Genomic DNA, 22166 nt, shown 5'->3' with positions numbered 1-22166 from the left:
ACCTTTTAGTCAACTATTAATCAATATTTAAAGTTGTAAACTGTTAATATATTTAAAAACCGACACGAATAGAGATTTAATTTGCAACGTATTGCGATTTTTGTTGATGTCCAAAATATTTACTACACCACGCGTCAGGCCTACGGTAGACAATTTAACTATCGCCGCTTTTGGCAGCATATTAATCATCAGGGTGATATCACCCTAGCGAATGCTTACGCTATAGATAAAGGCGACCAACAGCAGCAAAAGTTTCAAAGTGCCCTCAAGCATATTGGTTTTGATGTAAAACTAAAACCTTATATCCAAAGAAGTGATGGTTCTGCGAAAGGTGACTGGGATGTAGGCATTACTATCGACTTATTAGAGGCGGCTGAAACTGTAGACACTATCATTCTTTTGTCTGGAGATGGGGACTTTGATTTATTGCTAAAAAAAGTAAATGAAAAGTACGGCTGTAAAACCGAAGTCTATGGCGTGGCTGAATTGACAGCCAACTCTTTAGTAAACGCCTGCCAAATATTTCATAAAATAGACGATAGCCTTTTGCAGTAAGACAGTAATTTAGCTTATATCAGTTACTCTTTTGAAAATATTGTTTTGGCTCTGCTAGAGGTTATTTGCAAATTAACTGATTGCCCTACTGTTAAATTTATATCATGCAAAGTTCTAATTTTAACTAAATTGTTGCTTTGTGGCTCACCCGCTATTTGGATTTGATATAAACGGCTACTGCCTTCATAGCGCATTGAAAATATGGTGCCGTGCCCTTCTCTTCCACCCTCAAGAAGCTCGTTAACTTGCATAGATAAATCTTCAGGCCGTAACAACAAATAGACTGATGCCGTTGGTCTTAACTGTTCGTTGGCCTGCTCGACGGTTTGCTCAACGCCTAAGGCAGAAACAACACAAGTATTTTCTGTCAGCATTTGTGCACTAATAAAGTTAGTTTCACCGAGAAATCGAGCAACAAACTTGTTCACTGGCTGATTATAACAAACCTCTGGTTTATCAAGTTGCTCTAGTTTACCAGCCTGTAAGACTCCGATGCGATCACCAACCGATAAAGCCTCTTCTTGATCATGGGTAACCCAAATAGCAGGTATGCCAGCGGCCTTTAATGCACTGCGTATTTCCCAACGCAAATCATCCTTTAATGCGGCATCTAAGTTCGATAAGGGCTCATCCAATAAAATAAAAGCTGGCTGATGGGCTAACGTTCGTGCTAATGCAACACGTTGTTTTTGCCCACCGGATAAGTTATTCGGCTTAACGTGGCGAAACCTTTGTAAACCTAACGCCTCTATCCACCGCTCTGACTGGCGATTATCTTTTAATCTAAACGCGATATTTTGCTCAACCGTTAAATGCGGGAATAGTGCAAAGTCTTGAAAAACCATTCCCACATTACGTTGTTCAGGAGCAATATGTTCCTTAGCATTCGCGGTCCAATTTTGATGCACTATTTCACCTTTGGTAATGGGAGTTAACCCAGCTAAGGCTTTTAATATAGTAGATTTACCACAACCTGTAGGCCCAACTAACATAAGTATTTCATCGTTGGCTAGGGTTAGGTTTAGGTTCTCAATCACTGGCATATCGCCATAATGAATTGATAAATTATTAATTTGAATCATTAGCGCGAAGCTCCTTCATTTGACACAATATTGCCCCATCGCTCTGTACTAAACATAATAGCCAACCCTAAAGCAGAAAAGAAAAATAACATTAAACCAGGAATAGCCGCCCTACCAAAATACCCAGCTTCGTAAACACGCCATAGGTAGGTTGATAATGTTTCAAATTCAATGGGTCCTAACAATAAAGTCGCCGGTAATTCGCGCATCACTTCTAAAAAGACTAATGCCGCACCAGCCACTACACCACGCATAGTTAAGGGTAAGGTAATGCGCTGGTAAACTTCTTTTGGACTAGCACCTAAAACACGGGCAGCATTGGCTAAAGACCCATCTAAATTTTCAGTTGAACTGCGTATTGTGCCAACGGCTAAGGGTAAAAACCTCAACACATAAGCTAAGATTAGTAAGGCCAAAGTTTGATATAAAAACGGAAGTTGTAATCCTGCATATACTAAAGCGGTGCCCATAACGATGCCGGGAATACCAAAGCCTATAAATGTAATTCTTTCTAGAATACGCCCAACACGGCCTTTTGTGGCTGCATAAGCTAAAGGTAATGCAAAAATAACGGTAACTAGCGCAGCTAATAAAGATACATATAAGGAATTAAATGCGTATTGGATATCAAAATACTCTATTCCATCACGCCATAACCATAAAGAAAAAACCGCTAATGGCAATACGATAGCCAAAATAACCACTGGTAATGTTCCTAATATCAACAGCTTAGTTTGCCAATGATTAAGCCAAACGGTTAAGTGTTGCCCAGGCCGCTCTTGATTCACTTTAACCTTAGACTCCATATATAAAATCAATGCTACAACCACAAGCAACTGTAAAGACAACATAGCAGCTTGGCTTAAGCCAAAGGCGTTGTATTCAACATAAATTTCACTGGTAAATGTGGTTAAACCCATTATGGCAGGTGTCGCAAAATCAGATAATGCGTACATTGCTGCTAATAATGCCCCCCCAGCAACTGCGTTACGAATACGCGGTAACACGACAAACCAAATACTGGGTAATAAAGACATGCCCAATGTTCTTGCGGCATATACTTGGCTAGCATCTAAACTATTTAATGCTGACCTAGTGCTTAATAAAACAAACGGATAGGTGTATAACACCATAATCAAACTTGAGCCAAACAACCCATTAACTTCTGGAGTGCTTACCCCTAGTACGCTTGCGATTTCACCGCCGCCCCCAAAAGCAGCATAAAAGGTGAAAGCCCCTAAATAACTAGGCAAAGCCAAAGGCGAGGCAAATAAAATCAACCAAAACCTTTGCCATGGTAGATGTACGTAGGTGAGTATTAATGCCAGCGGAACACCTATAGCGACAGAGCCTAGGGCTGTAAAAAACATCAATAATAAGGTGTTACTAAGAATATCGAAATTACGTGCATCAAACATTTGTGCACTGTCTGATGCTAATGTAATTAAAATAATAACTGGGACAAAAGCCAAAAATGCTATAACTAATGAAAAACTATAGGATAAAGGCCAACGAGTTACACGGTGGATCATAACACTCCAGCGTTACGCATCAACACTAAGGTAGCTCTTATATCTGCCAGTTTTGTTAAGTCTATTTCAGGTGGCGATATGTCGGTCAAACTTGGGATACCCGTTGGGGGAGGTAATTGTCCTGCTAACGGGATTTCATATGCTTCACCAGACAAATAAGTTTGCACTTCTTTAGACAGTAAATAACGAATAAAGTCCGTGGCCGTTTTATTTTCACTCAACGCCAACACACCCGACACATTAACTAAACACCCTGCATCATTTTTACTGAAAGCTAATGCTAAATTAGCATCAGGTTTACCTGACTTAAGCCGAAGCGTGTAGTAATGATTCGCTAAGCCAAGATCCACCTCTCCTCGCTCTACTGCCATAACAACACCTAACTCACCAGCATATTTTTTAGCTTTTTTATTCATGGCTTTTAACCATTGAGTCGTTGCTTTATCGCCTTCAAGCATGCGCATCGCTGTAATAAAAGATTGAAATGACGCATAAGCAGGCGCCCAAGCTATTGATAAATCTGAATCAGGTAAAGCCATGATGTCATCAGGGATTTTATCTACCGACACTCGGGTGGGATTGTAAGGCAAAGTACGAATACGACCAGAAATAGGCGCCCAATTAGTAAAGCGAAAATTACTTTGTAATTGGCGAGTTAAATCACTCGGTAGTTCTTTTGCCAACCCTTCGCCAACTATTTGACCAATAGTACCTGAGTCAACAGCCCAAAATAAATCAGCTTGACGAACACCTGCTTTAGCTTCAGCCATAATGCTATTTGCTAAAGCAGCTGTTGGTCCGCGGCGAATGTGTAATTTAAATTTTGGGTTACGCTTTTTTATCGCATTGAGAACATCTTCATATAAACCTCCCTCACCTCGGCCTAGATATAGCGTTAACTCCCCTGTTAACTCAGGTAAATCATCCACTGAAACGGCATGACTCGAAGCAGCAAAACTCGTTGCTGATAAAAAAGGGAAGGCGCTTACTACACCTAAGCAAGTAAGTGTTTTAATTAATGTTCTACGTTGCATAAATTAGAATACGTCCTTTTTAGTTTTTGCTTTATTTTCTAATAACATTTTTGCTTTCGCTAACTTTTTACTCATAGCCGTCACTATTTCACGCACTTGATCAACAGATTTGATGTTTTTAATGGCTAACGGTAATGTTACGTTAAAATCTTTCTCTAAATCTTCAACTAATTTAGCATCTAAAGCGATTAATTCACCTTCCACACCTTCGAATAAATTAAGGTAGGTATCGTGAACTATAGTTGTAGCCGTATCTGTTAATTGTTCTGCGTATTTTGCAACAACTGAGTGGATGTTTTTATCGATTACAACCAATGCTTCAAGTGAATTCTTTGGAGCTTCATCACTTGTTTTAACTTTAGCTAACAAACCCTCGTCTTGAAATTTGGCCGCCATTTTAACAGCTCCTAATGCTTGCCAAAGTGCTCTTTCTAACTTTACTTGTTCAGCCCTTACATCTGCTATTGGAGAGTTTTTATCGATGCTACCTTTTACACCGTATAAGCCCTGCCAAATTGATGCATAAATGAGTACATAATTAGTTTCAATTGCCGCATGAAAATCGACTGCTTCCCAGTGCTCAACCAACGCATCTGGATGAGCCGCCTTAGCACCACTTTTTTGATAAGTACCGACAATGCCATCAACTTTAGTAGATAACCAGTTGACCTCTTCTTCATATTTTTTAAGGTTATCTGAAAGATGGTTGACATGCTCTCCAATATCACCGTTAGCTAAAACAGAAAAACTAGTGAGACCTATTAAAATTAAAAGGCTTTTCATTGTCGTAAGTATATATTTTGAAACGTTTTTCATTACCGTTATTCCTTAAGTTAACATCAATGGACAATTATATATGAATGAGAATCATTCTCAATATATAAGATGAAATATTGCATTGAAAGTAACTTTATATAAGCTGTTACTATTAAGTTGATACTCTTTATAGAAGGATAGAAACACCAATATTTTACTACTTTTATTAGTCTGACTTTACCACTACAAACAAGGGGTCAAAGTCAAATACAAACAAATATGTCTGTATAAAGTTCAAGCCACAAAGGTAAATAGAGACTATGATTACCTGCGCAAATTATTGCAGATAATTTATTGAAATAGTCTCAAACCAGTACCTAAATTTTTTAGCTTTTTCTAAGACGATCAGCCACCAAAAATGCCATTTCTAACACTTGATCAGCATTTAAACGAGGGTCACACTGAGTTTTATAAGCCTGAGCAAGATCATCATCACCAATTTGGTATGCGCCGCCTGTACACTCAGTCACATGTTGACCTGTCATTTCTAAATGAATACCACCAGCGTGTGTACCTTCTGCTTCATGGGCTGCAAAAAACTGCTGAATTTCTTTCAAAATTGCATCGAAGTTTCTGGTCTTATAACCACTAGAGGCTTTAAACGTATTGCCATGCATAGGATCTGAACTCCACACAACTTTACGCCCTTCTTGCTTAACTCTGCGTAATAGCTTAGGCAAGTTAGCTTCTAAATTGTCAGCTCCCATACGTGTAATAAGGGTCAAGCGACCTGCTTCATTTTTAGGGTTTAAGGCATCAATTAGTTGAATTAGTTCATCTTCTTGCATACTAGGCCCAACTTTCACACCGATTGGGTTATGAATACCGCGGAAAAACTCTAAGTGTGCGTGATCTAACTGACGGGTCCGTTCGCCAATCCAAAGCATATGGGCAGAACAGTTGTACCAATTACCTGTGAGTGTATCTACACGGGTTAAGGCTTGCTCATAATTTAACAACAAGGCTTCATGGGAAGTAAACAAACTAGTTTCATGCAAAGTTGGAGTATTGGTAGAATTGATCCCCATTACATCCATGAATTCTAAAGAGTCCTGAATACCTTTTGCTAAATCTTGATAACGACTTTTAAGAGGGTTGTTTTCAACAAATGCCATATTCCAACGATTTACTTCATGCAAATCAGCTAGCCCGCCTTGTGAGAACGCTCTCAATAAGTTAAGAGTTGAAGCACCACGATGATAGGCTTCTATCATACGCTCTGGATCAGGTTGTCGAGCAGCTTCAGTAAACTCAAAACTATTAATAATATCACCACGGTAACTTGGTAAAGATACACCGTTAATCGTTTCAAAGTCACCAGAGCGAGGCTTAGCATATTGTCCCGCCATGCGAGCAACTTTAGTTACTGGGCATCTTCCTGCGTAAGTAAGCACAATTGCCATTTGTAAAATAACTTTAAAAGTATCGCGAATTTTAGGTGCGTTAAATTCATCAAATGACTCAGCACAATCACCGCCTTGTAATAAAAAGCCTTTGCCTTCAGCCACGTTTCCTAATTGGCTAAATAGATCTCTGGTTTCAGCAGCAAACACTAAAGGTGGATAGGTCTTTAGTTTGCTCTCAACTTCCTCTAGGTGCTTTTTATTCTGATAAGTTGGTTGTTGTAATATTGGCTTTGAACGCCAACTATCTGGTTGCCACTGACTCACGACTTTTCCTTTGTAAAATTTGGTTATATTGACTAGCAAGTTTCAACTGCACGGTTAGCCAACGATTATGGGGTGCAGAACATAGTGGGTATAGCGCTAAATAGCAATATTTACTCACAGAATTTTGCATTCTTTACACTTCAACCCTTGGGTTATAGCAAGCTTAAAGCACTATTGTTTCTTTATATGTTTTATTAAACCTGTAGAAGCTAGCTCAATTAAATCTAATACGTACTCAAACCCTCTTTTGCCACCATAATATGGGTCCGGCACTTGGTTTTCTTCGCTATCAGCATAATCAAGAAAGAGCGCTACTTTATCTTCAAGCCCTTCAGGACAAATAGCTAATAGATTACTAATATTTTCGTTATCCATACCTAGTATGTAGTCAAAATTCTGAAAGTCTTGCACATCTACTTTTCGACATTTGATACCTTCAAAGCTATAGCCTCTGTTTATCCCTACTTCTTGGGAGCGTTTATCTGGAGAGGCACCTGTGTGATACCCAGCTGTTCCAGCCGAGTCGATGTTCAAATCTAGTCCAGCTTCTATCGCTTTCTTTCTAAACACAGCTTCAGCACTTGGGGAGCGACAAATATTGCCTAAACAAACAAAAAGTACTGAGATTTTGTTACCTTGCATGTATCTCACTTTTATTGTGAATAATCGTGTGCGGTATTCTAACTGGATAGAAACATGAGTCCATAGCTAGAAGATGAATAGAATGAAACCTAAGGTAAAACTAAGTAAACTTTGTCTATAAAAAGTGTTATGCAGCATAATTACCCTTTTAAATATTAGCCTTGGTGTTACCCCTATAGCTTTTAGGAAAGACAAAGCCCTGATTGAATTAATGTTAAGGCTAAATTTACTGCTACACCGCTAACCTGCCACAGGCCAAAGTGAACAAAAATTGGAGTGATATGAAAGTATTAATGTTAAGTAGTTCCCGAAAAAGAGATGAAGAGTATTTACAACACGGGCTATCGTTCATCAATTCTCATCTTAATGCGATTAAAGAAGTATTATTTATCCCTTATGCTGGTGTTACTTTAAATTGGGATGACTACACACAAAAAGTTCAAGACGCTTTACCTCTGCTAACCATAACTGGTATCCATGAATACCCTAATGCTAAAGAAGCATTGCAAAGTGCTAAAGCTATTTTTGTGGGAGGAGGTAATACTTTTAATCTTTTAAGTCACCTTTACCAGCAGGATATTTTAGTTGATATTCAGCATAAAATTAAGCAAGGAACACCGTATGTGGGTTGGAGTGCAGGATCTAATATATGTGGCAATAGCATTCGTACAACAAATGATATGCCTATAATTCAACCCCCAAGCTTTGAAGCTTTGAATTTTGTCCCCTTTCAGTTAAACCCCCATTACACAGATTATCAAGCGCCAGGTCATAATGGTGAAACTCGTGCTCAGCGCATTGAAGAATTTTGCGTCTTAAATCCTAATATGCCTGTTATCGGCATACGCGAAGGCAGTGCCTTATTGTTAGAAAATGGCAGACTAACTCTAAAAGGTGAACTAGATGCAGTAGTATTTACAGCCAGCTGTACTGAAAAAACTAAAATTGCTAAAACGAAGCAGACAATCATTAAGCGCAAACAAGACCTCAGCCATTATTTACAAAAGTAAGTCACTCAGGCTAGTGGGCCTCACTCGAGCATACTAGCAAAATAGTTATAAATTAAGGCTTGAAAAATCTAGGTATGCGACTGCAGACTGAGGCTCTGAAACCTGTGGCACCGCCCCTAAAAATGGCGCATTGATTAAGGTCTTTAGGCTGTTGATATTTTCATTTAGCATTGGCATATCAGGGTCTATAAGATTAGCGACCCACCCTGCTATGTTTAAACCATCTTGTTGTATTGACTCTGCCGTCAACACTGCATGATTAAGACAGCCAAGCCGCATTCCCACCACTAAAATCACAGCTAAGTTATTCTCAACTACAAATTCAGATAAATACCTTGGCTTACTATCTGAATCTAGGCCAAGAGGTAAACGCCAACCTCCAGCCCCTTCGACTAATAAAACATCTGGTTTTTTATCTAACAAATGGATTAAGCCTTCATTGACTAGCTCAAGTGAAATGCTAGCTCCTATTGCTGCAGCGGCTAAATGTGGCGCTATTGGGGGTTCATACGCAATAGGGTTAACTTCCTTGTAGCTTAACTCGAGAGTAGAACAACCAAGAAGTGTTAATGCATCTTGGTTGCGAAGGCCTGCCTTTATCATAGAGCACCCAGCCGCAATAGGTTTATAGGCAGCAGTTTTGTAGTGTTTATCTGCCAACCCTTGCAACAATGCGGCACTAATAAATGTTTTTCCTACTTCGGTATCTGTGCCTGTGACGAAAAAAGTACGACATCTAGAAGTTAAATCTTTCAAAATCATTCCTTAGGGCTTTACGCAGCGTAAAAAGCTGATCTGATAAGACAATGGTAACTGTGAGTTTTCTGAGTATTTCATCTGATAGGCCAATTCTAATCGGGCGATTGTGTCACGGTTAAGGGCTTTAAGCCCCTGTATTGAATTATTTAAAACCTCAGTAGAACTATTGATTTTAGGTAAAACAACATTTGCTCCAATGGATTTTATAGACGCTAAAAGCCCTCTAATGTCTTGATGCCAAGTTATATATTCTTTGTCTACTGTAGTAACCAATAATTCTTGGGCCTTTGCTGCCTCATACCAACAACTTGCTGATTTAAATTCATTTGTATGGCGGTGCTCATCCACTTCTAGCCAACTATCATTTAATTGATGAAAAGAGCCTGCACACATAATTCCCAAAATAGCAGTAGCACCAGGTTTCATAACACGACTGATTTCAGATAATGCTTCAAATTCATTGCTACACCACTGCAAAGCCATAGATGAAAACACCAGATCAACAGACTTATCTGCTATAGGAAGTTGCTCTGCATCCCCTTGTAACCATTGAATTGACTTTGTTCCGTGTAAATCCTTATGTTTAGCACTCTCCTGCTTTGCATATTCAAGCATTCCATAGGCTAAATCCATAGCGATCACTTTGTTACATTTAGCTATCAGTTGCTGGCTAATTCGGCCAGTACCACAGCCAATATCGAGCCCTAAACTACTTCCACTAGGCAGCATATTTAAGCCATCAAAAGCAATATCTAACTGAACATCAGCAGCGCTATTGTATGTATGCGCCGCGCGACTAAATTGCTTTGCAATACGGGATTTATATTTTGCAGTAAGGTTCACGAGTTTATTCAGCCCAATAAACAAAGCTGTAAGCCATCTACCAATGCCTGAATATCTCTCTCATCATGGGATGCACTTATGGTAATACGCAATCTATCTGTATGCTTTGGAACCGTAGGATATCGAATAGCAGACACCCACAGGCCTAAGTTCTTCAACCTCTCACTTGCTGCCAAGGCTTTTTGCGGCTCGCCAATCAAAACGGGCTGAATAGCCGTATCTGAAGGCATTAATGTTAGCCCTGCACTCCTCGCTAATTCTTTAAATAGGGTAATTCTTGTCTTAAGTATTTGGCGACGTTCGTCTGCTAATTTAGCTTGTAAACTCATTAATGTGGCATAAGCCTGCGCCGCTGGCATAGCGGTGCTATAAATGTAGTGACGAGAGAAATTTATAAGGTACTCAATAAGCTCTTCACTGGCCGCGATAAATGCACCGGCCGTACCTACAGCCTTACCAAATGTACCCATTAAAATAGGGATTTGCTGCTGTGAAAGATCCAGTTTTTCCACCACACCTAAGCCCGTCTTCCCTAAGGTGCCAAAGCCATGGGCGTCATCTACCATAAGCCAAGCAGAGTGATTATCAATTAAAGGAACAATACTTATTAAAGGGGCTTGGTCACCATCCATGCTAAACACACCTTCGGTTGCGACTAAGGTATTTTCTGTATTGGCTTTAGCTAGTAAGGTTTTTAGGTGGGAAATACTATTGTGTTTAAAACGGGTCAGTGTAGCGTTAACACCTTGAGCCCCTTCAATAAAAGAAGCATGCATAAGCTTATCTGAAATGATCGTATCAGCAGCCTTTGAGTTACTATGACCAAACAAAGCTTGGCATATAGCTTGATTTGCAGAAAAACCAGAATTAAATAATAAAACCCTGTCACGATTAAGGCGCTCAGCTAGGTATACCTCCAAGGCTTGATGGGCGCTTGTATATCCAGTTACTAAGGGAGATGCTCCACTGCCTGCACCAAATTCTGCTAAACCATCTGCCCAAGCCTGCATCACCACAGAAGAGCGACGCATTCCTAAATAATCATTGCTTGAAAAATTAATGTAATGTTTACCGCCAACTTGGATAAGTGGCCCAGTTGCAGCCTCGACAACTTCTCTTTTACGATATAACCCATCTTGCAATCGAGCCGTCATCGCCTCAGTGATAAATTTAAATGCCATTAGCTGGTAACTGTATCCACTTGATTTGCTGTTGCATCGTAGAATAAATCATCTGTCACTTTATTTTCTGAAAACTTGTCTTCAATTTCTTCAAACAGTGCAGCCTCATGAGCTTCGTCTGAATATTCCCTTGTTTGCTTCGAATTTATACCCAGCTTTTTAAATAAAATAACGTCTTCATGGGTATCTGGGTTAGAGGTGGTCAGTAATTTACAGCCATAAAAAATTGAATTTGCCCCAGCCATAAAACACATAGCTTGCATTTGCTCATTCATAGCTTCTCGGCCTGCTGATAAACGCACATAAGATTTAGGCATCATGATCCTCGCAACCGCTATGGTACGAATAAATTCAAAGTAATCTAAGTCTTCAACATTTTCCATTGGCGTCCCCTTAACTTTAACTAACATGTTAATGGGTACACTTTCAGGGTGTTGCGCTAAGTTAGCCAACTGAGTCAATAAACCAGCGCGGTCTGTAGAGGTCTCCCCCATTCCAACAATACCGCCAGAACACACGTTCATACCAGCTTCTCTGACATTGTCTAAGGTGTCTAATCTATCTTGATAGGTACGCGTGGTTATTATGTCTCCATAGAATTCAGGCGATGTATCTAGATTGTGATTGTAGTAATCAAGTCCAGCTTGTTTTAACCCTAAAGCTTGCTCTCGACTCAACATACCTAATGTCATGCAGGTTTCTAACCCAAGTTTTTTAACCTCTTTGACCATTTCGGTCACATAAGGCATATCCCTATCTTTTGGGTTACGCCACGCAGCGCCCATGCAAAAACGCGTAGAGCCTGCAGCTTTAGCTTCTTTGGCACGTTGGATGACCTTTTCTATTTCTAAAAGCCGCTCTTTTTCTAACCCTGTGTCATAGCGAGCACTCTGGGGACAATACTTACAATCTTCGGGGCAAGCGCCCGTTTTTATTGATAGCAAAGTACTTACCTGCACTTGGTTTGGATCAAAATGTTGTCTGTGGATCATTTGCGCTTGAAACATCAAATCATTAAAAGGCATAGCAAATAAATGATTTACCTCTTTAATCGTCCAATCATGACGAACCTCACCTGCAAAGCTGGCAGCTGTATGTGAAGAGGACCCCAAATGTGATGTTGTAGACATAAATTATCCTTTAGAATATTTTAGCTTTACACTGCGTAAACTGGCGCTTAGTCTATGTATTGCAGACCCATTGTCAATTCATTTTAAAAATCAAACTTTACAAGCGAAGAAATATTGAACAACAAAGATTTAAACTTTGACCAAGAACATGTATGGCACCCTTACACATCAGCTATTAATCCCCTACCTTGTTACCCAGTAGAAAAGGCCGACGGAGTAAATATACATTTATCATCCGGTGAAACCTTAGTTGATGGTGTCTCCTCGTGGTGGACTGCAATACACGGATACAACCACCCAAGACTTAATCAGGCCGTAAAAAGCCAAGTAGACAACTTTTCTCATGTAATGTTTGGTGGTTTGACCCATCAGCCTGCTGTTGAACTGTGCCGTTCGTTAATCGATATCACCCCTATGGGTTTAGATAGAGTATTTTTAGCTGACTCTGGCTCTGTGTCTGTTGAAGTAGCAATGAAAATGGCATTGCAATTTTGGGCATGTCAAGGCAACAGCCATAAACATAAATTTATTACCCCCCGTAATGGATACCATGGAGATACATTTGCGGCAATGTCAGTATGCGATCCTATTAATGGTATGCACAGCTTATTTTCTGATGCGCTTTCGAAGCAGATTTTTGCACCGGCTCCACAGACACGATTTGACAAACACTGGAATGAGGATGATATCAAGCCACTTGAGCAGTTAATCTCTGCCCACCACAATGAGCTAGCCGCTCTCATTATTGAACCTATAGTCCAAAATGCCGGTGGCATGCGTATTTATCATCCAGAATACTTAAAGCGCTGTAGGCAATTATGTGATGATTATAATATCCTTTTAATCTGTGACGAGATAGCTACAGGTTTTGGCCGTACTGGCAAACTGTTTGCTTGTGAACATGCTGATATTAGCCCAGATATTATGTGCATAGGTAAAGCCCTCACAGGAGGATATATGACCTTAGCTGCCACCTTATGCACGGAAGATGTCGCACAAGGTGTATGCCAAGGTGAGCCTGGTGTATTTATGCATGGCCCAACCTTTATGGGAAATGCGCTTGCATGTGCAGTGGCCAATGCTAGCTTATCACTATTGCAGCAAGGTAAATGGCAAACTCAAGTGGCATCTATAGAAGTTCAATTAAAAGCAGAACTCACCCCATGTATTGAACTGGCCGCGGTAGCTGATGTAAGAGTATTAGGTGCAATAGGAGTTGTAGAAACTAAAACGAGCGTTGATGTGGCGAAGCTTCAAAAAGAGTTTGTGAAACGAGGGGTGTGGATAAGGCCTTTTGGCAAGTTAATTTATATTATGCCCCCCTACATTATAACACCAGAGCAATTAAGACAGCTCACACAAAGCATTTATAGCGTGTTAAATGAGCTCTAATCATGACACGCTATGACAAGCTACGTATTAAAGCTTTACGTGCACCGCCATTAAGGTTTGATTTCCTATGACTTCTGCTGTGTGTCCATGAACTTTAGAATTAAATTGTTCGTTTGGCTGCAGGCAATCTTTTGCGATAAACACATCACCGGCACAAAATAGCTTATGCTCACCAGAACGTAACCCTAAACGTAAGCTTCCAGTTCGGATAATAATCATGGTTGCATCACCTGCCATATGCCAATCACTAAAGTAACCTGGTTCACTTATACGATGCCGAAAGTTTTGAGCAGAAATTCTTGGTGAAATCATCAATCCATTGTAATCATCTATTGATACTTTCTCTTCTAGAAACTCTGAAAAACTTGTTTCTCCAGTGCGTTTATCGATTGGAGAAACTAATGTAGTCAATGTAATTATTCTGTCACTAGTTAATGTTTTTGCCATGCTCATCTCCATAGGAAATAAAATTATCCACTACAGGTAATTCTACCTATCATTAGATATGAATACTTATGTAATTTAGACACCAAAAAAACATCTAAATTTAAAAAGATAAAAACAACTAAGTAATTGTTATTAGATGGCATTTTAGTTATGTTTCAAGTTAATGGAAGTAAATTTACAGGGTGATTGAGTATGATGGATGAAGTGACAATTCTTTATATTGAGAATAACAGTGAAATACGTAAAGTTTACTCTCGTCTTTTTAGTTCAGTTTTTAACCATGTTATAGAAGCATCAAATGGCCTTGAAGGCATAACCAAGTTTAATAGCCATAAGCCAGACCTAGTCATAACCGAAATAACACTCCCGCATATGAATGGGCCAGAGTTAATTCAAGAAATACGCAAAACTAACAAAACAGTCCCGGTCATTTTATTCAGTGCCTTTGTAAAAGAGGATTTCATCCTAGACACCATCAAAGAGCAAATTAATGGATTGGTAGCTAAACCAGCAGATGATAAAACGTTACTCCATATCATTAATCAAGTTTTATCTGGTGACAAACTAGTTGACTCGAGTACCCAGCTTCCCTTTCCTAAATTAGCAGCAGAAAACAAAAAGATATACTCAGACAATACAAATCAACTAATGGTTGTTGGAATAGGCTCAAGTGCTGGAGGGTTAGAAGCCCTTACAACCCTCATTAGTGGCTTACCTAAAAATAACAACACCGCCTATATTATTGCTCAACATCTAAGCCCAAAACATAACACTATGCTAGTAGACCTACTAGCGAGGGAAAGTGCGTTAAAAGTACAGGAAGCTATGCATGAGCACTTTCTAGAAAGCGACGTAATCTATGTGACACCACAAAACAAGAATGTCGAGATAAATAGCCTTAATCAAATCATCTTATCTGCACCAGAAAAGCATTCTTTTTTACCTAAACCTTCTGTTAATCAGTTATTTATATCTATTGCTAAAGAAAAGAAAGAAAGATCCGTAGGTATAATATTATCTGGAACTGGCTCTGATGGCTGCCAAGGTATGAGAGCAATTAATTCAGAAGGCGGCATTACGATAGTGCAAAAGCCTAGCACTGCAAAATACGATGGTATGCCAATGGCTGCCATTAATGGCTCAGTTGTAGATATTCTTATTGAAGCAGAAAAAATTGGTGAGGAATTAGTTGCGTTAGCCAACTTCCCTAGGAATAAAGTCCTTAAAAAGCACCAAGTGAGCCCTGAAAACGATCATATTTCCGCTATTTTTGCTGCATTATACAAAATAAAACATGTAGATTTCTCGGTTTATAAAAAAGCTACTATCAGCCGCCGTATAGAAAGGAGAATGGTAGCACTAAAGATAAAAACGCTAGTTGAATACGTGCAGTTAATTCAAAGCAGCGAAAAAGAGGTTGATTTACTTTACAACGATATTTTAATTGGAGTCACCAGTTTTTTCAGAGATAAAGAAGCCTATTTATCTCTAGAAAACACATTAAATACCTACCTCAATGAAACGCATGACGCAAAAGAATTAAGAGTATGGATGCCAGGGTGCTCAACAGGGGAAGAAGCCTATTCAGTTGCCATTATAGTGAAAGAGTTGCTTTGTGAGCGAAACAATCCCCCTCAGCTAACAATCTTTGCCACAGATATTGATGAAAATTCGTTAAAAATAGCTCGACAAGGTATTTATAGTGAAGCCTCAACGGCTAACGTGTCAGAAGCTCATATAAAAGAATACTTCGTTATTAATAGTGATGAATTTGAAATAAAAAAAGATATAAAACAAAGCATTATATTTAGCTATCACAACTTATTGTCAGATCCCCCATTTAAGGATTTGGATCTTATTGTGTGTCGAAATCTGTTAATCTACTTTAACCTAGACGCACAAAATTGGATTATGCCAGCGTTTCACTACGCCCTAAAAACCAACGGCTTACTGTTTTTAGGAAAATCTGAAAACGCCACTAACTTTGAACACATTTTTGCGCCTATAGATAAACCTAACAAACTATTCAAAACCGTTGCAGATACCAGTAAGAACTATTCAGCTATTACTGTTAAACCACCCAAATATGTAAATAAGACTTCCGAGGTTCAGGTTGTCAGTGCCGAGGATACACCCATTCAACAAACAATTATCAATGAAGCTGCCAAGCTATTAATGCCTGACTTGATAGTCACCAACGAACAATTAGACGTGGTGTACAAAAAAGGGAATATTGACTTTATCTCAATTCCAGAGGGCTTTGTCTCCTATAATTTATACAAGATCGTTGATTCACGTTTAGCCATTGACCTTCGTAAACTATTTAGCACGTCAAAAAAAGAGGCAGGAATAAGTTCCAGTAACTATATTTCTATTCCCAATAAAAATGGCCAAGCAAGGCTTATAAAAATACATCTAGTCCCAGTATTAAATGGTCGTAATCAGATGTACATATTTTACTTTCAAAGTATATGTTCTAGTGATTTACCGATTGTTCGAACGAGTACCAATGAAATTGATATTTCATCAACTCAAGAGCTTGAACTTGAGTTGAAACAAACTAGGGAGCATATGCAAACTCTGGTTGAAGAGCTCGAAACATCCAATGAGGAGTTACAAGCTACAAATGAAGAGCTGCAAAGTGCCAATGAAGAACTGCAAGCGACAAATGAAGAAATGGAAACCAGTAACGAAGAACTTCAATCAACAAATGAAGAGCTTCAGGCTGCTTATGCAGAGCTCAAAGAAATATTCCATGAAAACTACGAAATAAAAGAGAAGAATAGTGCCCTCAATAGACGTTATGAATCTGTTTTAGAAAACATAAATGATGGCGTTATCATTACCAACCTTGACGGTTTGATCTTAAAAACTAACCATGCTGTACAAACATTTTCTGGTTTAACAAGAGAACAACTACTTGCCAAAAACTTAGTGGAATTATATTCCCATCATGAAAGTCCAAATTTTTCTAACCGAAAAAGAGAGTTAATAGAAAAAGGAAAATTTGGACCTTATATTATTAAGCTTGAACCCACACCAGATAAAATAACAACCCTTAAAGTGGAAGATTACATAAGTAATGATGAGCTTGGTAATACCCAAATATGGTCTTTTTCTACTGATATCTCCAAAGAAAGGCAAGCGTTAGCCGAACTATCATTAAGTCAAAAGAAATTCAAAACTACCTTTGATAACGCCAATATTGGAATTGCTCATGTTGGCTTAAACGGAGAATGGGTATCTGTAAATAGCACTTTATCAAATATGCTGAATTATTCGTCTGAAGAATTATTGACTCTTACTTTTCAGGATATTACCTACGCTGAGGACTTAAACCAAGATATGGAACTACTTAAGGAGTTGCTTGATGGAAAACGAGACTCCTACAAGATGGAAAAGCGCTACTACCGAAAAGATAAGACCTTATTTTGGGCCATGTTATATGTAGCTATAGTGAGGGATGGTGACAAGCCACTTTATTTTATTTCTGTTATCGAAGACATTGACCATCAAAAGCAAGTAAATTTAGACAGTATCCAAGCCAAGATGGTATTTAATACCACCCAAGAAAGTATTGTTATTACAGATAAAGAGTCGCACATTATCAACGTAAACCCTGCCTTTGAAAGCATAACTGGCTATAAAATTGATGAGATAAAAGGCAAAAAAATTGAAATTTTGCGCTCTAACCAACACTCCCCTGCTTTCTATAGCGAAATGAAGCGAACTTATACTCAAAGTGGTTTTTGGTCTGGAGAAATAATCAATAAAGCGAAAAATGGTGACTTCTTTCCAGTTTATTTAAATATAAGTGCCGTCAGAGATAACCAAGGAGAGATCATTCAATATGTTGGTGTTTTAACGGATATTTCAGTTATCAAACAATCCCAAGATAAAATTAAATATCTTGCAAATCATGATGCATTAACTGGGCTACCAAACCGTACCCTGTTTGCAGATAGATTAGAACACGCCCTACAGGAATCTCGTCGCTCTAAAAAACAACTTGCCATACTATTCATTGATTTAGACCGCTTTAAGATAGTAAACGACGGCTTAGGACATAATGTTGGTGATGCTATTTTAGTAGAAGTCGCCAAAAGGTTTACCAGTGTATTGAGATCAGTTGACACAATCGCTCGTATTGGTGGTGATGAATTTATCATTATTGTACAAGACTTAGACTCTGCTTTAAGTGCAGCTAAAGTTGCAGAAAACTTAATTCGATCGGTAAAAGAAGAAATAATCGTTGAAAATCACAAAATAACGGTAGGAGCGAGTGTAGGGATTAGCATTTACCCAACTGACGGACACTCAGCGGATGAGTTGATTCGCCAAGCTGACATAGCCATGTATGACGCCAAAGAAAATGGTCGAAATACTCACAGGTTTATATCTCAAGAGCTCTCTACTTTTGCCTTTGAAAAGGCCTCAATGGAGACATTAATAAGAGAAGGGCTAAATAAAAATGAATTCGAGGTTTACTACCAACCTATTATTAATTTGAGAACCCAAGAGACTGAACACCTCGAGGCCCTCATTAGATGGAATCATCCAAAACTTGGGTTAGTGATGCCCAACAGATTTATTCCCTTAGCTGAAGAATCAGATTTAATTACTGAGATTACCAGCTTTGTTGTATTTGAAGTAATGAATACCATTAAACACTTAAGAAACACCTATCAGTATGAATGCAAAATCTCAATTAACTACTCCTTAAAAGATCTTGAGTGTGATGGGTTATTTCATGCCTTCAAAAAGCAACTTCAGCAACTTGAAGTAAGTGGAAGCTCGCTATCTCTAGAAATCACCGAGAGAAAAGTGATTGTTTCAAATGATAAAAATACTAAATATTTGGATCGCTATAAAAGTTTAAATGTGGCGTTTTCTATGGATGATTTTGGGACAGGCTATTCTAATTTGGGCTACCTCATCAATAAACCATTTGATATGTTGAAAATTGATCGCTCTTTCATTTCTAAAATTGGCGAGTTAGATAAATCAGAAGAAATTGTGAAGGCAACAATTTCAATTGCTAAAGCCCTAGGCTTAAAGACAGTAGCTGAAGGTATAGAAACAAAAGAGCAGCTTGAGTTTGTAACTCAACATGGATGTGATTATGTACAAGGTTTTTATTTCCATCAACCAGTACCTATAGATGAGCTATACGGCTACCTAAAACTGAAATAGCGGCAACATAGTCCCCTATTCATTATTTAAAGGCGTGATTTAGATCTCTGTGATTATCACGCCTTTTATCGCTGTAAATTTAAACGCTCTTTAAACGTCTGTTTTTCATACAACAAAGTCAGTATTAATGATCTAAGTCACTCTCCTACCAATACTTTTATCACACCAAATGAGTCAGTTAATCTATTCATATTTTTTGCATATTAATTCATAGCAAAGTAACATCGCGGCAATAAATCACTAAGCTTATTTAAATTACCATGCCAGTAAATTTACCATCTATTGATGACCAAAAATTACCAGTTGTACCTGGAGTTCGATTAGGTTGGGCCGAAGCCAACATTAAAAAAGCTAACCGCAAAGATATATTAATCATAGAGCTCGAAGATGAAACTAGAGTATCAGGGGTGTTTACCCAAAATAGGTTTTGTGCTGCACCTGTGCATATCTGCAAAGAACACCTAAAAACTTCAAAGCAGATTAAGGCCTTAGTCATTAATACAGGTAACGCTAACGCAGGTACTGGTAAAAAAGGGTTTAATGACGCAATAAATACCTGTGAACATTTAGCATCCTTACTAAACGTACCAGTTAGCTCGATACTGCCTTTCTCTACCGGCGTTATTCTAGAACACTTGCCCATGGACAGGTTATTGGCAGGTTTAGCACCAGCAGTTAATCGATTGAGTGCAGACGCTTGGAAAGAAGCAGCTTGGGCCATTATGACAACTGACGTAGCGCCTAAAGCCTATGCCACTTCAATAACTATTGGGCCAAAAAGAGTTCAAATTACCGGTATCTCAAAAGGAGCTGGAATGATCCATCCTAACATGGCTACCATGTTAGGGTTTGTCGCCACCGATGCAGCTATTTCTCAACCCCTTCTCGATAAAATGACAAAAGAAATTGCTGACTTGTCCTTTAATTGTATTTCGGTAGATGGTGATACATCGACCAATGACTCGTTTATTATTATGGCAACAGGTAAAGCCTGTAACACTGAAATTACAACTGCTGATTCGCCAGAATACAAAGCTCTTTTCAATGGCTTATTAGAAACAGCACAATATCTAGCCAAAGCTATTGTACGAGATGGTGAAGGCGCAACTAAGTTTATTACCGTAAATGTAAACGCTGCAAAGGACAACAATGAAGCAAAAGCTATTGGTTATGCGATAGCTAAAAGCCCACTTGTAAAAACCGCTATGTTTGCCTCTGATCCTAATTTAGGCAGAGTGTTAGCTGCGATAGGCTACGCTTCACGTGATTGTGAGTCTTTGATAGATTTAGATGTTGATAACATTCAACTGTTTTTTGGTGATGTTTTGGTAGCTGAGAACGGCGGAAGAGCCTCGAATTACACAGAAGAGGCTGGCCAAAAAATACTTAATGAGGCTGAAATAGACATTAGTGTCGTACTTCATAGAGGCACCGAAAATGCCACAATTTGGAGCTGTGACTTTAGCTACGATTATGTACGAATCAATGCCGAATATAGAACATAATCAATGTAGTACCACTTGTGCTTGCTCAGTTAGCTGTTGTAGCTGAGCTTGCAGCAATTGCGTGGCAGGATCTTTTGGACATTGCCGAATGAAATACTGGTAGTCAGCAATAGCAACCTGGGTGCAATCTAGCTGGTGTAGTAAAAACCCTCTATCTCTTCTTTCATAAGGATCATTAGGACAAAGCTGAACTAAGGTTTCTACTACCCCTAGTGCTTCTTCATATTTTTTTTCTGAAATATATGCACTTTTTAAATTATGTAACAATCTAACCAGCGTCTCTTCACAACAAGCCTCACTTAAGGCTTCTTCTGGCATTTCCTCATCTTCAAATTCATTTAAGATTGAAAAATACAATGTATGTAAATCATCTCGATTAAGTAGCTTCCCATTCAAAGGGTCAACAAATACAGTCGGCTCATTGTTGAATTTACATTTAATCAAAAAGTGGCCTGGAAAATTTACACCATGAATGTCAAAGCCTAGCGCTCTTCCCAATGATTGAAAAACAATAGCTAAACTTACCGGCATACCCGTTCGATATTCGAGCACTTTGTTAATTAAACTACATTGGCTTGAAAAGTAATGTTTCTCGTTACCACTAAAGGCGAGTTCAACGAAAAAGAACTCTATAAGACGAGTTAAATTAGCGGTATTTACATCAGATGATTTGAGATATAACTTTGCATCTGCCTGCCATTCTGACATTTGTTGCTGATAATAAGGTACGCACCTCATATTTTTTTGAAACTCTGCGGCTACTTGCAATCCAGCAAGAAAACAATCTTGCTCTCCAATAGCTTGCTGTAATTCTTTCACTAGATCCCCCCCAACTAAAAACTCACTATCTTATTTATCGGTTTCTAAAGGGGGACCTTTACTAAAATTATTAGAATTTTTTAAATAATGATTTACGCCACAACATTAAAAAATTAACGGCTGCTTAGTAACAGCAACAAAGCCAGCGTATGCTACCCAACTCAAGGCTCCCACTAGGCCTACACCTCGCATTAACCAAGTTTGCTGTGACTTTAATGCTAAAGCCACCATAAATACGTACATAATCAATGCCATTAGCTTTTCTGTAACCCAAGCATCCACAATTGGGTACTGCTTAATTAGAATACATAAGGTAATAGCAGCTACTATAAGTACAGTATCAACAATGTGCGGTAGAATTTTTAGCCATTTTTGTTGTAATTTATCTGACTTCATTAAAGTGAGAATAAAGCGGAATAAAAACAATAAAACACTCAAGGATACTGCTGACATATGAGTGATTTTTACAATTTCGTACATAGATGTGCCTTTTAAAGTGATAAACAATTGACCTTGTATAAATTCAGTTCACCTAGTGTACTTAAAACAGCATTTA

At 38.6% G+C, this 22166-nt stretch carries 18 protein-coding genes; 5 read left to right on the top strand and 13 right to left on the bottom strand.

What is annotated here, in order from left to right; translation table 11 throughout:
* Positions 1 to 81 precede the first annotated feature (81 nt).
* The gene (locus tag ACMUMK_RS06695; RefSeq protein WP_414700366.1) at positions 82 to 555 is read left to right on the top strand and encodes an NYN domain-containing protein; all 474 of its coding nucleotides are present in this window, start codon (positions 82 to 84) and stop codon (positions 553 to 555) included.
* Positions 556 to 578: 23 nt separating this feature from the next.
* On the opposite strand, the gene ACMUMK_RS06690 is transcribed toward ACMUMK_RS06695, so the two are convergent.
* The 6 genes from ACMUMK_RS06690 to ACMUMK_RS06665 all read right to left on the bottom strand — a co-directional run bounded on the left by ACMUMK_RS06690 (position 579) and on the right by ACMUMK_RS06665 (position 7331).
* A complete protein-coding gene (locus ACMUMK_RS06690; RefSeq protein ID WP_414700365.1) occupies positions 579 to 1637 on the bottom strand; it encodes an ABC transporter ATP-binding protein in 1059 nt (352 codons plus the stop codon).
* Entirely contained in the window at positions 1637 to 3169 is a 1533-nt protein-coding gene (locus ACMUMK_RS06685) for an ABC transporter permease (RefSeq protein ID WP_414700364.1), read from the bottom strand. Before ACMUMK_RS06685 ends, ACMUMK_RS06690 begins: the two co-directional genes overlap by 1 nt.
* Positions 3166 to 4203: a substrate-binding domain-containing protein gene (locus ACMUMK_RS06680; protein WP_414700363.1), complete on the bottom strand. Its 1038-nt coding sequence runs from the start codon at positions 4201 to 4203 to the stop codon at positions 3166 to 3168. Before ACMUMK_RS06680 ends, ACMUMK_RS06685 begins: the two co-directional genes overlap by 4 nt.
* Positions 4204 to 4206: 3 nt before the next feature.
* Positions 4207 to 5019 carry a hypothetical protein gene (locus ACMUMK_RS06675; protein ID WP_414700362.1) on the bottom strand — a complete coding sequence of 271 codons (813 nt, stop codon included), beginning with the start codon at positions 5017 to 5019 and terminating at the stop codon, positions 4207 to 4209.
* Between the two features lie 326 nt (positions 5020 to 5345).
* Positions 5346 to 6689 (bottom strand): class II 3-deoxy-7-phosphoheptulonate synthase, encoded by a 1344-nt coding sequence (locus ACMUMK_RS06670; protein WP_414700361.1) that lies wholly within the window; start codon positions 6687 to 6689, stop codon positions 5346 to 5348.
* A 171-nt stretch (positions 6690 to 6860) separates the two neighbouring features.
* The gene (locus tag ACMUMK_RS06665; protein WP_414700360.1) at positions 6861 to 7331 is read right to left on the bottom strand and encodes a low molecular weight protein-tyrosine-phosphatase; all 471 of its coding nucleotides are present in this window, start codon (positions 7329 to 7331) and stop codon (positions 6861 to 6863) included.
* A gap of 281 nt (positions 7332 to 7612) precedes the next feature.
* Between ACMUMK_RS06665 and pepE the strand changes: the two genes are divergently transcribed.
* On the top strand, positions 7613 to 8341 hold the full coding sequence (gene pepE / locus ACMUMK_RS06660) for a dipeptidase PepE (RefSeq protein ID WP_414700359.1): 729 nt from the start codon (positions 7613 to 7615) through the stop codon (positions 8339 to 8341).
* A gap of 45 nt (positions 8342 to 8386) precedes the next feature.
* On the opposite strand, the gene bioD is transcribed toward pepE, so the two are convergent.
* Genes bioD through bioB form a run of 4 tightly spaced genes read right to left on the bottom strand, consistent with a single transcriptional unit; the run spans position 8387 to position 12254 of the window.
* Positions 8387 to 9103 carry a dethiobiotin synthase gene (bioD, locus tag ACMUMK_RS06655; RefSeq protein WP_414700358.1) on the bottom strand — a complete coding sequence of 239 codons (717 nt, stop codon included), beginning with the start codon at positions 9101 to 9103 and terminating at the stop codon, positions 8387 to 8389.
* A gap of 3 nt (positions 9104 to 9106) precedes the next feature.
* A complete protein-coding gene (locus ACMUMK_RS06650) occupies positions 9107 to 9943 on the bottom strand; it encodes a methyltransferase domain-containing protein (RefSeq protein WP_414700357.1) in 837 nt (278 codons plus the stop codon).
* Positions 9944 to 9951: 8 nt separating this feature from the next.
* A complete protein-coding gene (locus tag ACMUMK_RS06645) occupies positions 9952 to 11124 on the bottom strand; it encodes an aminotransferase class I/II-fold pyridoxal phosphate-dependent enzyme (protein WP_414700356.1) in 1173 nt (390 codons plus the stop codon).
* Positions 11124 to 12254 carry a biotin synthase BioB gene (bioB, locus tag ACMUMK_RS06640; protein ID WP_414700355.1) on the bottom strand — a complete coding sequence of 377 codons (1131 nt, stop codon included), beginning with the start codon at positions 12252 to 12254 and terminating at the stop codon, positions 11124 to 11126. The genes ACMUMK_RS06645 and bioB overlap by 1 nt, the downstream gene beginning before the upstream one ends.
* Before the next feature lie 114 nt (positions 12255 to 12368).
* Here bioB and bioA point away from each other — a divergent pair, with 114 nt between their 5' ends.
* A complete protein-coding gene (bioA, locus tag ACMUMK_RS06635; RefSeq protein WP_414700354.1) occupies positions 12369 to 13646 on the top strand; it encodes an adenosylmethionine--8-amino-7-oxononanoate transaminase in 1278 nt (425 codons plus the stop codon).
* 27 nt (positions 13647 to 13673) lie between these two features.
* Here the strand turns inward: bioA and ACMUMK_RS06630 are convergent, their stop codons facing one another.
* On the bottom strand, positions 13674 to 14093 hold the full coding sequence (locus ACMUMK_RS06630; RefSeq protein WP_414700353.1) for a hypothetical protein: 420 nt from the start codon (positions 14091 to 14093) through the stop codon (positions 13674 to 13676).
* 192 nt (positions 14094 to 14285) lie between these two features.
* On the opposite strand from ACMUMK_RS06630, the gene ACMUMK_RS06625 reads away from it, so the two are divergent.
* Positions 14286 to 19286 carry an EAL domain-containing protein gene (locus ACMUMK_RS06625; RefSeq protein WP_414700352.1) on the top strand — a complete coding sequence of 1667 codons (5001 nt, stop codon included), beginning with the start codon at positions 14286 to 14288 and terminating at the stop codon, positions 19284 to 19286.
* Between the two features lie 260 nt (positions 19287 to 19546).
* Entirely contained in the window at positions 19547 to 20791 is a 1245-nt protein-coding gene (argJ, locus tag ACMUMK_RS06620) for a bifunctional glutamate N-acetyltransferase/amino-acid acetyltransferase ArgJ (protein ID WP_414700351.1), read from the top strand.
* On the opposite strand, the gene ACMUMK_RS06615 is transcribed toward argJ, so the two are convergent.
* Both ACMUMK_RS06615 and ACMUMK_RS06610 read right to left on the bottom strand, forming a co-directional pair.
* Positions 20792 to 21610: a SirB1 family protein gene (locus ACMUMK_RS06615; protein ID WP_414700350.1), complete on the bottom strand. Its 819-nt coding sequence runs from the start codon at positions 21608 to 21610 to the stop codon at positions 20792 to 20794.
* Between the two features lie 105 nt (positions 21611 to 21715).
* Positions 21716 to 22090, bottom strand: a complete 375-nt coding sequence (locus ACMUMK_RS06610; RefSeq protein WP_414700349.1) for a SirB2 family protein — start codon at positions 22088 to 22090, stop codon at positions 21716 to 21718.
* Positions 22091 to 22166: the final 76 nt, after the last annotated feature.

Origin of the sequence: Paraglaciecola sp. 2405UD69-4 (assembly GCF_047525415.1) — a bacterium.
Taxonomy (GTDB): Bacteria; Pseudomonadota; Gammaproteobacteria; order Enterobacterales; family Alteromonadaceae; genus Paraglaciecola.
This window is presented reverse-complemented; position numbering and strand designations above follow the sequence as displayed.

Coding starts and splice junctions, on each gene's coding strand:
- ACMUMK_RS06665 (WP_414700360.1), bottom strand. CDS start 7,331: ATGCAAGGTAACAAAATCTCAGTACTTTTTGTTTGTTTAGGCAATATT.
- ACMUMK_RS06625 (WP_414700352.1), top strand. CDS start 14,286: ATGATGGATGAAGTGACAATTCTTTATATTGAGAATAACAGTGAAATA.
- ACMUMK_RS06610 (WP_414700349.1), bottom strand. CDS start 22,090: ATGTACGAAATTGTAAAAATCACTCATATGTCAGCAGTATCCTTGAGT.
- ACMUMK_RS06690 (WP_414700365.1), bottom strand. CDS start 1,637: ATGATTCAAATTAATAATTTATCAATTCATTATGGCGATATGCCAGTG.
- ACMUMK_RS06675 (WP_414700362.1), bottom strand. CDS start 5,019: ATGAAAAACGTTTCAAAATATATACTTACGACAATGAAAAGCCTTTTA.
- ACMUMK_RS06645 (WP_414700356.1), bottom strand. CDS start 11,124: ATGGCATTTAAATTTATCACTGAGGCGATGACGGCTCGATTGCAAGAT.
- bioB (WP_414700355.1), bottom strand. CDS start 12,254: ATGTCTACAACATCACATTTGGGGTCCTCTTCACATACAGCTGCCAGC.
- argJ (WP_414700351.1), top strand. CDS start 19,547: ATGCCAGTAAATTTACCATCTATTGATGACCAAAAATTACCAGTTGTA.
- ACMUMK_RS06630 (WP_414700353.1), bottom strand. CDS start 14,093: ATGGCAAAAACATTAACTAGTGACAGAATAATTACATTGACTACATTA.
- ACMUMK_RS06685 (WP_414700364.1), bottom strand. CDS start 3,169: ATGATCCACCGTGTAACTCGTTGGCCTTTATCCTATAGTTTTTCATTA.
- bioD (WP_414700358.1), bottom strand. CDS start 9,103: ATGATTTTGAAAGATTTAACTTCTAGATGTCGTACTTTTTTCGTCACA.
- ACMUMK_RS06680 (WP_414700363.1), bottom strand. CDS start 4,203: ATGCAACGTAGAACATTAATTAAAACACTTACTTGCTTAGGTGTAGTA.
- pepE (WP_414700359.1), top strand. CDS start 7,613: ATGAAAGTATTAATGTTAAGTAGTTCCCGAAAAAGAGATGAAGAGTAT.